At 64.7% G+C, this 11939-nt stretch carries 10 protein-coding genes; 3 read left to right on the forward strand and 7 right to left on the reverse strand.

Annotated features, from left to right (window positions below; all coding sequences use genetic code 11):
• Window positions 1–83 precede the first annotated feature (83 nt).
• Both sthA and QZ471_RS06790 read right to left on the reverse strand, forming a co-directional pair.
• Complete coding sequence (sthA, locus tag QZ471_RS06785) at window positions 84–1478, reverse strand: Si-specific NAD(P)(+) transhydrogenase (protein ID WP_295462055.1); 1395 nt, start codon at window positions 1476–1478, stop codon at window positions 84–86.
• Window positions 1479–1682: 204 nt separating this feature from the next.
• Complete coding sequence (locus QZ471_RS06790; RefSeq protein WP_295462057.1) at window positions 1683–3125, reverse strand: glyceraldehyde-3-phosphate dehydrogenase; 1443 nt, start codon at window positions 3123–3125, stop codon at window positions 1683–1685.
• Window positions 3126–3279: 154 nt separating this feature from the next.
• Between QZ471_RS06790 and mfd the strand changes: the two genes are divergently transcribed.
• Entirely contained in the window at window positions 3280–6729 is a 3450-nt protein-coding gene (mfd, locus tag QZ471_RS06795) for a transcription-repair coupling factor (protein ID WP_295462059.1), read from the forward strand.
• Between the two features lie 46 nt (window positions 6730–6775).
• Here mfd and QZ471_RS06800 read toward each other — a convergent pair whose 3' ends face one another.
• From QZ471_RS06800 to QZ471_RS06810, 3 genes are all read right to left on the reverse strand, one after another.
• Window positions 6776–7516, reverse strand: a complete 741-nt coding sequence (locus QZ471_RS06800) for an S-methyl-5'-thioinosine phosphorylase (protein WP_295462061.1) — start codon at window positions 7514–7516, stop codon at window positions 6776–6778.
• A gap of 11 nt (window positions 7517–7527) precedes the next feature.
• Window positions 7528–8520 carry a beta-N-acetylhexosaminidase gene (gene nagZ, locus QZ471_RS06805; RefSeq protein WP_295462063.1) on the reverse strand — a complete coding sequence of 331 codons (993 nt, stop codon included), beginning with the start codon at window positions 8518–8520 and terminating at the stop codon, window positions 7528–7530.
• A gap of 79 nt (window positions 8521–8599) precedes the next feature.
• Entirely contained in the window at window positions 8600–9310 is a 711-nt protein-coding gene (locus QZ471_RS06810; RefSeq protein ID WP_295462065.1) for a TetR/AcrR family transcriptional regulator, read from the reverse strand.
• A gap of 197 nt (window positions 9311–9507) precedes the next feature.
• On the opposite strand from QZ471_RS06810, the gene lexA reads away from it, so the two are divergent.
• Window positions 9508–10119: a transcriptional repressor LexA gene (gene lexA, locus QZ471_RS06815; protein WP_059232278.1), complete on the forward strand. Its 612-nt coding sequence runs from the start codon at window positions 9508–9510 to the stop codon at window positions 10117–10119.
• Between the two features lie 178 nt (window positions 10120–10297).
• A complete protein-coding gene (gene sulA, locus QZ471_RS06820; RefSeq protein ID WP_295462068.1) occupies window positions 10298–10798 on the forward strand; it encodes an SOS-induced cell division inhibitor SulA in 501 nt (166 codons plus the stop codon).
• A 65-nt stretch (window positions 10799–10863) separates the two neighbouring features.
• Here sulA and QZ471_RS06825 read toward each other — a convergent pair whose 3' ends face one another.
• Entirely contained in the window at window positions 10864–11100 is a 237-nt protein-coding gene (locus tag QZ471_RS06825) for a hypothetical protein (RefSeq protein ID WP_059232276.1), read from the reverse strand.
• Between the two features lie 306 nt (window positions 11101–11406).
• A complete protein-coding gene (locus QZ471_RS06830; RefSeq protein WP_295462071.1) occupies window positions 11407–11925 on the reverse strand; it encodes a DUF6586 family protein in 519 nt (172 codons plus the stop codon).
• Between the last annotated feature and the right edge of the window lie 14 nt (window positions 11926–11939).

Genomic DNA, 11939 nt, shown 5'->3' on the forward strand with positions numbered 1-11939 from the left:
GCCCCCTCACCCCAGCCCTCTCCCGAGGGGAGAGGGGGCTAGCCGAGCGAACATTCGCCTCCGTCCGCTCAACCTGGGCCGACTCAGAACAACCGATTCAACCCATCGAAGGCCGCCACCCGATAGGCCTCGGCCATGGTCGGGTAGTTGAAGGTGGTGTTGACGAAATAGCGGATGCTGTTCGCCTCGCCTTCCTGGTTCATGATCGCCTGGCCGATGTGCAGGATCTCCGAGGCCTGGTCGCCGAAGCAGTGCACGCCTAGTACCTGCAGCGTCTCGCGGTGGAAGAGGATCTTCAGCATGCCCACCGGCTCGCCGGAGATCTGCGCCCGCGCCATGCTCTTGAAGAAGGCCTTGCCCACCTCGTAGGGCACCTTTTCCTGGGTCAGCTCGCGCTCGGTTTTGCCCAGCGAACTGATCTCCGGAATGGTGTATATGCCGGTGGGAATGTCGTTAACCACCCGCCCACGGTTGTCGTGAAGGATGTTGTCCGAGGCCGAGCGCCCCTGGTCGTAGGCGGCACTGGCCAGGCTCGGCCAGCCGATGACGTCGCCGGCGGCGTAGATGTTGGGGACCGAGGTCCGGTAATTCTCGTCGACGGTGACCTGGCCGCGGCTGTTGACCGAGAGCCCTACGTTCTGCAGGCCCAGGTGATCGGTGTTGCCGGTCCGGCCATTGCACCAGAGCAAGGCGTCGGCGCGCAGCTTCTTGCCGGACTTCAGGTGCAGCACCACGCCATGCTCCTGACCTTCGATGCGCTCATATTCCTCGTTGTGGCGGATGAGCACGTTGTTGTTCTGCAGGTGGTAGCTGAGGGCGTCGGAGATCTCGTCGTCGAGGAAGCTGAGCAACTGATCGCGGTTGTCGATCAGGTCCACCAGCACGCCGAGGCCGCTGAAGATGGAGGCGTATTCGCTGCCGATCACCCCGGCACCGTAGATGATCAGGCGGCGCGGAGTATGGGTCAGGGAGAGGATGGTGTCGCTGTCGTAGATGCGCGGATGGCTGAAGTCCACGTCCACCGGGCGATAGGGCCGCGAGCCGGTGGCGATGATGACCTGCTTGGCCACCAGGCGCTCCAGGTCACCGCGTAGGTTGACGATCTCGATGGTGTTCTCGTCGGCGAAGCTGGCAGTGCCGAAGAACAGGTCGACGCGGTTACGCGCGTAATAGCTGGTGCGCGAGGACACCTGACGGGCGATCACCCGTTCGGCGCTGCGCAGCACATCAGGGAAGGAGAACCAACGCGGCTCGCCGATGGAGCGGAACATCTCGTTGGTATTGAACTGGATGATCTGCTTGACCGAATGGCGCAGCGCCTTGGACGGGATGGTGCCCAGGTGCGTGCAGTTGCCGCCGACCACCTGGCGATTGTCCACCACCGCCACCCGGCGGCCGTTCTTGGCGGCGTTCATCGCCGCGCCCTCGCCTGCCGGTCCCGAACCCAGTACCACCACATCGTAGCTATAGACCGCCATGCTTTCTCCTCAGAAGGTTAGCCGTCCGCAGGCGACGGCTGGAGCCGGGCAGCCTCGGGAGGCCGTCCGACGTGAGACGCAAGCCCGGGGCTGCGACCTCTTGTCACGGGTGGCTATTGTGGCGCAAAACCCGACCAAAACGAAAACGGGAGCCCTTATGGCTCCCGTTTTTCTTGCAAGTCAGCCTTACTTGGAAGGCAAGACTCAGGCCGGGAAGGCCGGCGGATTCACACCAGCCATCTCTTCCAGCACACGAACGACCTGGCAGCTGTAGCCGAACTCGTTGTCGTACCAGACGTAGAGCACGACACGGTTGTCGCTGACGATGGTGGCGCCGGCATCGACCACGCCGGCATGACGGGAGCCGACGAAGTCGCTGGAGACCACTTCCGGCGAGTTCACGAAGTCGATCTGCTTGTGCAGCGGCGAGTGCAGCGCCATCTCACGCAGGTACTCGTTGATCTCGTCCTTGCTGGTGCCGTTTTCCAGGTTCAGGTTGAGGATCGCCATGGACACGTTGGGCGTCGGCACGCGGATGGCGTTGCCGGTCAGTTTGCCGGCCAGTTCCGGCAGGGCCTTGGCCACGGCCTTGGCAGCGCCGGTCTCGGTGATCACCATGTTCAGCGCGGCGCTGCGGCCACGACGATCGCCCTTGTGGAAGTTGTCGATCAGGTTCTGGTCGTTGGTGTACGAGTGCACGGTCTCGACGTGACCGTTGACGATGCCGTACTTGTCGTTGACCGCCTTCAGGATCGGCACGATGGCGTTGGTGGTGCAGGAGGCCGCGGTGACGATGGTGTCTTCGGCGGTGATGGTGTCATGGTTGATGCCATGCACGATGTTCTTCAGGTTGCCCTTGCCCGGTGCGGTCAGCACCACGCGGGAAACACCCTTGCACTTGAGGTGCTGGCCCAGGCCTTCGGCATCGCGCCATTTGCCGGTGTTGTCGACGACGATGGCATCCTGGATGCCATACTGGGTGTAGTCGACGGTAGTGGGATCGTTGGAGTAGATCACCTTGATCAGGGTACCGTTGGCGCACAGGGTGCTGTTGGCCTCGTCGACGGTAATGGTGCCGTCGAAGGAACCGTGCACGGAATCGCGGCGCAGCAGGCTGGCACGCTTGACCAGATCGTTGTCGGCGCCCTTGCGCACGACGATGGCGCGCAGGCGCAGGCCGTCGCCGCTACCCTGGTGCTCGATGAGGATACGCGCCAGCAGACGACCGATGCGACCGAAGCCGTACAGGACAACATCGGTGCCCTTGCGCTGCTCGACGCCCTGCTTGCCGACCACGGCGGACAGCTCGCTACGCAGGAAGTCCTTGAGATCACGCCCGGCGCCTTCGGCCTTGAACTTGAGGCTCAGGCGGGCCAGGTCGATGGAGGCGGCGCCCAGTTCCAGCTCGCTCAGGGCCTTCACCAGCGGGAAGGTGTCCTGCACGGACAGCTCGACGTTATCGATCTGGCGAGCGAATCGGTGAGCCTTGAGAATGGAGATCACCGAACGGTTGACCAAACCGCGACCATAAATGGAGGTCACAACATTGTTGTTGCGGTACAGCTGACCAATCAGGGGAATCATGGCCTCGGCGAGCGCTTCGCGATCGATCCATTCTTCAAGGCACTGCTCAGGCTTCTGACTCACGACAAATCCTTCCCTATGTAGGAGCTGAAAAAAGGAACTACATTATGACCGCGCCGCCTGTCCCAGGCAATCAACGCGCGTCGCTGCACTGACAGCGTGAAAGCCCGGTCGTTACAATCCCAACCCACCGAAAATCCACCGGAGTTCCGCCCGCGTGTCAGTTTTGCGTACCCCGTCAATTCCTGAAACCGCCGGCCGCCAGCAATGGGGCAACCTCCCCGGCGCCGCGCTAGCCCTCGCCATCGCTGAAGCGGCCAAGGCCGCGACTCGCCGCTTCACCCTGCTGATCACCCAGGACAGCCAGAGTGCCGACCGCTTGGAGCAGGAACTGCGCTTCTTCGCCCCCGAACTGCCGGTGCTGAATTTTCCTGATTGGGAAACGTTGCCCTACGATGTTTTCTCTCCGCACCAGGACATCATCTCCCAGCGCGTCGCCACCCTTTATCGGTTGCCGGAGCTATCCTACGGCATTTTGGTAGTCCCTCTGGCGACCGCCCTACACCGCCTGGCATCCACGCGTTTCCTGCTCGGCAGCAGCTTGGTGTTGGACGTCGGCCAACGGCTGGACGTGGACGACACCCGTGCGCGCCTGGAAGCGGCCGGCTATAGATATGTGGACACGGTGTACGAACACGGCGAGTTCACCGTGCGCGGCGCCCTGATCGACCTCTTTCCCATGGGCAGCAGCCTGCCCTACCGGATCGACCTGTTCGACGACGAGATCGAGACGCTGCGCACCTTCGATCCGGAGACGCAGAGGTCCATCGACAAGGTCGACAGCATCCGCCTGCTGCCGGCCCGGGAATTCCCGCTGCACAAGGAAGCCGTGACCGGCTTCCGGGCGCGCTTTCGCGAGCGTTTCGACGTGGACTATCGCCGCTGCCCCATCTACCAGGACCTGGCCAGCGGCATCACCCCGGCGGGCGTCGAGTACTACCTGCCGCTGTTCTTCGAGGAGACCTCCACCCTCTTCGACTACCTGCCGGCCAACACCCAGGTGTTCTCCCTGCCTGGCATCGAACAGGCCGCCGAGCAATTCTGGACCGACGTCCGCACCCGCTATGAGGACCGTCGGGTCGATCCGGAGCGGCCGCTGTTGCCGCCGGCCGAGGTCTTCCTTCCCGTGGAAGACTGCTTCGCCCGCCTGAAGGCCTGGCCGCGGGTGGTCATAGGCGCGGACGACCTGGAGTCCGGTGTCGGCCGCGAGCGCTTCGCCGCGCGGGCCCTGCCGGACCTGGCTATCGACGCCAAGGCCAGCCAGCCGCTGGCGGCCCTGGAGCATTTCATCACCGATTTCCCTGGCCGCGTACTGTTCACCGCGGAAAGCGCCGGGCGCCGTGAAGTGCTGCTGGAATTGCTGGCCCGTCTGAATCTGCGTCCTGGTCAGGTCGACGGCTGGGCGGCCTTCCAAGCCAGCGGCGAACGCATCGCCATCGCCCTCGCGCCGCTGGACGAAGGCCTGGTGCTGGACGATCCCGCGGTCGCCCTGATCCCGGAAAACCCGCTGTTCGGCCAGCGCATCATGCAGCGTCGCCGCCGCGAGAAGAGTCGCGACGGTGGCGAGAACGTCATCAAGAACCTTACCGAGCTGCGCGAAGGCGCGCCGGTGGTGCACATCGATCATGGCGTCGGCCGCTACATGGGCCTGATCACCCTGGAACTGGACGACCAGCCCCAGGAATTTTTGCTGCTCGAATACGCCGACGACGCCAAGCTCTACGTGCCGGTGGCCAACCTGCACCTGATCGCCCGCTACTCGGGCACCGACGACGCCCTGGCGCCGCTGCACAAGCTCGGCTCCGAAGCCTGGCAGAAGGCCAAGCGCAAGGCCGCCGAGCAGGTACGGGACGTCGCTGCCGAACTGCTCGACATCTATGCCCGCCGCGCCGCGCGCAAGGGTTATGCCTTCAAGGACCCGGCCGCCGACTATGCCACCTTCTCCGCCGGTTTCCCCTTCGAGGAAACCCCGGACCAGCAGGCCGCCATCGAGGCGGTGCGCAAGGACATGCTGGCGGGTACGCCCATGGATCGCCTGGTCTGCGGCGACGTCGGCTTCGGCAAGACCGAGGTGGCCATGCGCGCGGCCTTCATCGCCGTGCACGGCGGCCGCCAGGTGGCGGTACTGGTGCCCACCACCCTGCTCGCCCAGCAGCACTACAACAGCTTCCGTGACCGTTTCGCCGATTGGCCGGTACGGGTCGAGGTGATGAGCCGCTTCAAGTCGACCCAGGAGGTCGCTGCCGCGGCCCGCGAACTGGCCGAAGGCAAGATCGACATCATCATCGGCACCCACAAGCTGTTGCAGGGCGATGTGAAGTTCAAGGACCTGGGCCTCGCCATCATCGACGAGGAACACCGCTTCGGGGTGCGCCAGAAGGAACAGCTCAAGTCGCTGCGCAGCGAGGTGGACATTCTCACCCTCACCGCCACGCCGATCCCGCGCACTCTGAACATGGCCGTGTCGGGCATGCGTGACCTGTCCATCATCGCCACCCCACCGGCGCGACGCCTGTCGGTGCGCACCTTCGTGATGGAGGAGCAGAACGCGGTGATCAAGGAAGCCCTGCTGCGCGAATTGCTGCGCGGCGGCCAGGTGTACTTCCTGCACAACGAGGTCAAGACCATCGAGAAGCGCGCTCGCGACCTGGCCGAATTGGTGCCCGAGGCGCGGATCGGCATCGGCCACGGCCAGATGCGCGAACGCGAACTCGAACAGGTGATGAGCGACTTCTACCACAAGAGGTTCAACGTACTGGTGGCCTCGACCATCATCGAGACCGGCATCGACGTACCCAGCGCCAACACCATCATCATCGAGCGCGCCGACAAGTTCGGCCTGGCCCAGCTGCACCAGCTACGCGGCCGGGTCGGGCGCAGCCACCACCAGGCCTACGCCTACCTACTCACCCCGCCGCGCAAGGGCATGACCCCGGACGCCGAAAAGCGCCTGGAAGCCATCGCCGGTGCCCAGGACCTGGGGGCTGGCTTCATCCTGGCCACCCACGACCTGGAGATCCGCGGCGCAGGCGAATTGCTCGGCGAAGGCCAGAGCGGCCAGATCCAGGCGGTGGGCTTCACCCTCTATATGGAAATGCTGGAGCGCGCGGTCAAGGCCATCCGCAAGGGTGAGCAGCCCAACCTGGAGCAACCCCTGGGCGGCGGTCCGGATATCAACCTGCGCGTGCCGGCGCTGATCCCGGAGGACTATCTGCCCGATGTCCACGCGCGGCTGATCCTCTACAAGCGCATCGCCTCGGCGGCGGATGAGGAAGCCCTCAAGGAACTGCAGGTGGAAATGATCGACCGCTTCGGCCTGCTGCCGGAGCCGACCAAGAACCTGGTGCGCCTGACGCTGCTGAAGCTGCGTGCGGAGGGCCTGGGCATCGTCAAGGTGGATGCCGGGCCCCAGGGTGGGCGGCTGGAATTCGCCGGCGATACCCAGGTGGATCCGCTGGTGCTGGTGAAGATGATCCAGGCACAGCCGAAGAAGTACCGGCTGGAAGGCGCCACGCTGTTCAAGTTCCAGGTGCCGATGGAACGCGCCGAGGAGCGCTTCAACGTACTGGAAGCCCTGTTCGACCGCCTGACACCCGCCGCCAGCTGACGATCACGCCGCTCCCGGGATGCCCTCGGGAGTGGCGCTGGACCCATCAGCCCGCCAACACCTCGGCCAGCACCTCACGGACCTGGTCGATGCCGCTGGCCAGCACAGCTTCGATCTCGGCCATGGTGATTTCCCGCTGCACCTTGCCGGCCGCCGGATTTACTACCAGTGCCAGGCACGCATAGGGCAAGCCCAGCTCACGCGCCAGGGCCGCTTCCGGCATCCCGGTCATGCCGACAATGTCGCAGCCATCGCGCTCAAGTCGCACGATCTCCCCGGCCGTCTCCAGCCGCGGCCCCTGGGTCGCGGCATAGACCCCGTGATCGCTGTGCGGAAGGTGCAGCTTGCGCAAGGCGCCCAGCAGCCGCTGGCGCAGCGGCTCGTCGTAGGGAAAGCTGAAGTCGATGTGGGTGACATGCTCGAGGTCCGCACCTTCGAAGAAGGTATGGCCGCGCCCCCAGGTGTAGTCGACCAGCTGATGAGGCACGCAGAGATGACCACTGCCCATGGCGGCATGGATACCGCCCACGGCATTCACCGCGAGAATGGCTTCGGCACCGGCTTCCTTGAGTGCCCAGAGGTTGGCGCGGTAGTTGACCTGATGCGGCGGAATGCGATGGGGATGGCCGTGGCGCGCGAGGAACAGCACCGGGCGCCCGGCGTAGTGGCCGCGCTGCACGGGCGCCGAGGGCTCGCCCCAGGGCGTCTCGAAGGTCTGGGCCTGGTCCAGCTCCAGGCCGGCGAGTGCAGTGAGGCCGGTACCGCCGATGATGGCGTAAGTGGTCATAGGAAGGTCCTCTAAATGAGTTCAGCCTGGCGCAGCCGCTGCAGCGTGTAGCTCCACTGCGGCTGCTGCCGATAATCGAGATCGACGTGGCGGCGGGCCCTCATGCTGGCCAGGTGCGGCGGTGGCGTCAGACCCAGCCGTTGCGCCCGACTCAGGGCCAGCTCGGCGGCGCCCCGGTCATTGCAGACCAGCGCCATGTCGCACCCAGCGGTGAGGGCTGCCTCGACGCGTTGCCCGGCGTCCCCCGCGACATGGGCGCCAGCCATGGACAGGTCATCGCTGAAGATGACGCCCCGGTAGGCGAGTTCACCGCGCAGGATGTCCTGCAGCCAGCGTCGCGAGAAGCCAGCCGGCTGGGCATCCACCGCCGGATAGATGACGTGGGCCGGCATCACTCCGCCCAACTTGGGCAACAGGGCCAGGAACGTGCGGAGGTCGGTGCGCTTGAGGGTTTCCAGATCACGTTCGTCGGTGGGAATGGCGAAGTGGGAATCGGCCTCCGCCCAGCCATGACCGGGGAAGTGCTTGCCCGTTGCGGCCATGCCGGCATCGCCCATGCCGGCGATGAAGGCGCCACCCAGCTCGATCACCAGCTCGGCGCTGCCGAAGGAACGGGCGCCTATCACCTGACTGCGCTGGTGGTCGACATCCAGTACCGGAGCGAAGCTGAAGTCCAGCCCCACCGCCAGGATCTCGGTCGCCATCAACCAGCCGCAGAGGCGCGCCAGCTCCGGGCTGTCCGGCCGACCGGAGAGTTGTCCCATGGCTGGCAGGCGCACCACGTCACGCCGCAGCCGCTGGACGCGACCGCCTTCCTGGTCTACGGCCAACAGCAGGTCGGGACGCAGCGCGCGGATGCTGCGGCACAGTTCCCGTACCTGCGCCGGGGTTTCGATGTTGCGGGCGAAGAGGATCAATCCGCCCACTTCCGGTTGGCGCAGCAACTGCCGGTCCTCGGCGGTGAGCCAGGTGCCGGCGATATCGACCATCAGGGAGCCTTGCATGGGTACCTCGTCCGATTGCTCCGGCGCAGCGGCCGGGAAAGGGACGCAAGCTTACCCCAGGCGATAGTGGCCTCGCAGCCTAGAAGGTCTCGACCGTCTCGACGGCGACCGGACGGCGCGGTCGATACTGCGCCTGGGCCAGTTCCGGGGCGTGCATCGCCGTAGGCGCGCGCATGCCGGTGGCGAGGAAGGGCACCATCAGCCGCAGCACCTGGTCGGTGTGGGTGTCGACCCCGAAGTCGTTCTCGCCGATGGCCCGCAGCGCCTTGATGCCGGACATGCTGAACACCGCAGCGCCGAGCATGAAGTGGGCGCGCCAGAACAGCTCCAGCGGCGGGATCTCGGGCACGGCGCGATTCACCAATAGCAGGAAGCGGCGGAAGGCCCGGCCATAGGTCTGCTCGAGGTATTTGCGCAGATGCCCCTGGCTCTGGCTGAACGCCAGGCCGAGCAGGCGCATGAACACCGAAAGATCGTTGCCATGGCGCGGCTTGATGGCCAGAGAGTGGTCCACCAACAGGTTGAGCAATGCCTCCAGGCTCACCTCTTCCCCCGGCTTGGGCTGCCACTGATCCAGATCCCGTTCCAGGTTGTAGCAGAAGGGATCGAGGAAACGCGAGAACACGGCCTGGATCAGCGCCTTCTTGGAGCCGAAGTGATAGTTGACGGCGGCCAGGTTGACGCCGGCCCGGGTGGTGATCAGCCGCAACGAGGTCTCAGCGAAGCCCCGCTCGGCAAACAGCTGTTCGGCGGCATCCAGGATGCGCTCGACGGTATCCGACTGGGCCATGACCTTCCCTACCTGAAGAATTCCGTTTGAAACATATGTTTCAAACGCGATTGAGTCAATCACGCCGATCCTGGCGAAGCGAGAAGATGCGGGGACAGGTCCGGGACCCTGCCATCGGATGTTGAAGACGCGGTCTTGCTTACCCCGGGAGGTTACTGTATATAATCACAGCATCACTAGACGACGCGACGTGCATCATGCTGAAACTGACACCGCGACAAGCCGAGATCCTGGCCTTCATCAAGCGTTGCCTCGAAGCCAATGGCTTTCCGCCCACCCGCGCCGAGATCGCGCAGGAGCTTGGTTTCAAATCGCCGAATGCGGCCGAGGAGCACCTCAAGGCCCTGGCCCGCAAAGGCGCCATCGAGATGACCCCGGGCGCCTCCCGCGGCATCCGGATTCCGGGCCTGGATACTTCGCGCAAGGCCGACGAAAGCCTGCCGGTCATCGGTCGGGTCGCCGCCGGTGCCCCCATCCTCGCCGAGCAGAACGTCGAGGAGAACTGTGCCATCAACCCGGCCTTCTTCCAGCCTCGTGCCGACTACCTGCTCAAGGTGAAGGGCATGAGCATGAAGGACGTCGGCATCCTGGATGGCGACCTGCTGGCCGTCCACGTGACCCGCGAAGTGCACAACGGCCAGATCGTCGTGGCCCGGGTGGGTGACGAAGTGACCGTGAAGAGATTCAAGCGCTCGGGCAACCAGGTCACCCTGCTGGCGGAAAATCCCGACTTCTCCCCTATCGAGGTCGATCTTTCCACCCAGGAATTCGCTATCGAAGGGTTAAGCGTCGGCGTTATCCGCCGCTAACCTCTTGGGCTGGCCACCGCCAGCCCCTTCCAACCAGCACCAACAACGCCGAAGTCTTGATCGGGGGGATAGCTTCGCGCTCCAGAAAGCGCTCAAGACCAGGCCGGAGAACAGTGACGTCCCGTAGCAGTGGCACGGACGTCGAGTGGATTGATCGAGTCGCCTCCAGGAGGTCGCCATGCAATTTCCCCTGATGTTCGATACACCGCGCCCGTCGGTTCAAGAGCTGAACCTGGCTCCCACGGTGTTGTTGCAGGAGCTGACCGCCTTCCTGCCCAAGCCCGGCAAACCCATCCGGGAAACACCGGTCGCGCCGCTGCCGGATACCTTCAGCGAGATGTCCCTGCATGGCAGTCAGGAGCAGTGCCTGCAGTTGCTGGCGCCGATCCTGCGGCAACTCAGCGAGAAGGACGATGCCCGCTGGCTGACCCTGGTCACCCCGCCTTCGCTGCTGAGCAACGCCTGGCTGCGCAGCACCCATCTGAACAAGGAGCGGGTACTGCTGTTGCAGACCCCGAGCTCTGCCAAGACCCTGCAGCTGGCCTGCGAGGTGCTGCGCAAGGGGCAAAGCCATACGGTGATCAGTTGGCTGCATGACCTGAGCGATGCGGGCAAGCAACAACTGGCGCGGGCCGCAGCCCAGGGCGGCAGTCAGAGCCTGAACATCAGATTCGCCTGAACCGGGCGGAACGCTGGTTGGGAAGAGGCGGCATCCCTATTCGGGATGCCGGGATCGACACGGAATCAGTGCAGGACGCGGGGTTGATCGTCGCGCTGGAGGCTATCGCCTTCGGCCAGCCGACCGGCCATCTGCACGCCCAGATTGAACATGGCCTTGGCCACCTCCACCTGTTGGCCATGCAGAAAATCCTTGGCATCGCTGGAAAACTCCAGGGTGACGAGCGCTTCCTCATCGTCCGCACGGCGCAACACGATGCGACCATCGGAGAGTTCAACGATTTCCAGGTAGGCAGTAGTCATTCAGTATCTCCACAGCTAAGCGGATAGTGTAACAGCGTGGGGTCTGAGAGGCTGGACTGCCTGAGTCTTTTTCGATGGCCTGCAGAGCGACCGACGTACCTAACCCTTCGCGCGAAACTTAGCGAGGACTCCTGAGCGGTGCGCGCCCCGCCGGAGCAGCTTCGCCGGAACAAGGGTTGCCAGGCGTCGCTATGCAGAAGACGGAAGAGAAAGGGCAATGTCGCTGGAGCGGACGGTCTCGCTAAGGTGATGTCCTGACTACCGCCCCTTAGACAGGTTGTCGGGGAGCTACGTGGACGCCGCCCTCTACCACTCCGTCATGGCACCGCGGAATCTGAGCGCCGTCTGTTTGAGACTTTCCCGCCAGGCTTCCACGTCTTCCAGACGCAATTCCGGCTCCGCAGGCTCCAGACTCACCGCCTCGATCAAGGGTAGCGTCGGGTCCTGCTTGGCGCGGCGCGGGGCCTGGGGCGGTTGTAGCAGGCGCTGGTACTCGGCGAGCAGCTGCGCCAGCCAGGTCTCGGGATTGCCGGCCAGCTCGACCAGCTCGCCCATTTCAGGGCTGGGCGCGCTCGCCAGGGTCTCGGGTGCCAGGTGAGCGGCCAGTGAGGTGGCATCCATGGTGGGGTGGCGGTAGAAGCCGGCTACCTCCTGGCAGAGACCCAGCAGCGCACCCTGCAGGTGGAACAGGCAGGCCTCGCGCTCGGCCATGATGCGCCCCTGGCTTTGCGCCGAAGGTGCGGCCAGGGCGGCACGCCAGCTTTCCAGGGCCAGGCCGGCGAAATACAGCTTCTGGTTGGTGCGGGTGTAACGCTCGTTGGCCATGGCTCTCTCCTACG

The sequence above is a fragment of the uncultured Pseudomonas sp. genome (assembly GCF_913774235.1).
In the GTDB taxonomy this organism is placed as follows: Bacteria; Pseudomonadota; Gammaproteobacteria; order Pseudomonadales; family Pseudomonadaceae; genus Chryseomonas.